Origin of the sequence: Micromonospora sp. LOL_021 (genome assembly GCF_048060215.1) — a bacterium.
Lineage (GTDB): Bacteria > Actinomycetota > Actinomycetes > Mycobacteriales > Micromonosporaceae > Micromonospora_E.
This window is the reverse complement of sequence record NZ_JBHMIN010000137.1, coordinates 1-934: the sequence shown is the minus strand read 5'-3', so window position 1 is coordinate 934 and position 934 is coordinate 1. Positions and strand designations below refer to the sequence as shown.

Genomic DNA, 934 nt, shown 5'->3' with positions numbered 1-934 from the left:
AGTGAGTGTTTGCGATAGGTGTGTCGGACGGCGTGTCCGTTGGTGGGGATGGGGTTGGGTCGATGTACCTGGTGTGGCGCGAACCCCTACCTACCCCTCGGACCTGACCGACGCCCAGTGGGAGATCATCGAGCCGATGCTCCCGTTGATCAAGGAGCCCGGTCGCCCGCCGAAGCATCCGCGTCGGGACATCGTCGACGCGATCCTGTACGTGGTGCGGACCGGCTGCTCGTGGCGGCAGTTGCCGGCGGACTTCCCGCCGTGGGAGACGGTGTACGGGCAGTACCGCAAGTGGGAACAGCGGCGGGTGACCGAGCGGATCGTCGACCGGCTGCGCGAGGAGGTCCGCCTCCAGGCCGGGCGTGATCCGGACCCGTCGGCGGGGATCATCGACTCGCAGAGTGTGAAGGGCGCGGACACCGTCGGGTCCGACAGCCGTGGGTACGACGCGGGGAAGAAGATCAACGGTCGGAAGCGGTTTGTGGTGACCGACACGATGGGGCTGCTGGTGACGGTGTGGGTCCTGGCGGCGTCGTGGCAGGACCGCGATGGTGGTCGGGGTGCGCTGGTCGCGGCGGTGGCGGCGGTGCCGTCGATGCGGTACGTGTTCGCTGATCAGGGCTTCGCCGGCGGGTTCGTGGAGTGGGCGCGGCGGGTGGTGTCGACCACGGTGGACATTGTGCGTAAGCCTGCCGGGCAGCGGGGATTCGTGGTGCATCCGCGCAGGTGGGTGGTCGAGCGCAGTCTGGCGTGGTTGACGGCGCATCGCCGGTTGGCGCGGGACTACGAGCGTGATCCGGCGGTGTCGGAGGCGATGGTCCGGTGGGCGGCGATCAACCAGATGCTGCGCCGGTTGACCCGCGGCGGCCCGGCCCGCCGACAACAACGCCGCGCCTACGACTGGCCCGACTGACACCTATCGCAAACACCCTCT

1 protein-coding gene is annotated in these 934 nt (G+C 69.0%); it reads left to right on the top strand.

The annotated features are described in order from the left end of the window. Positions 1 to 73: 73 nt before the first annotated feature. Positions 74 to 913 (top strand): IS5 family transposase, encoded by an 840-nt coding sequence (locus tag ACFHWT_RS31345; protein WP_282230447.1) that lies wholly within the window; start codon positions 74 to 76, stop codon positions 911 to 913. Positions 914 to 934 lie beyond the last annotated feature (21 nt).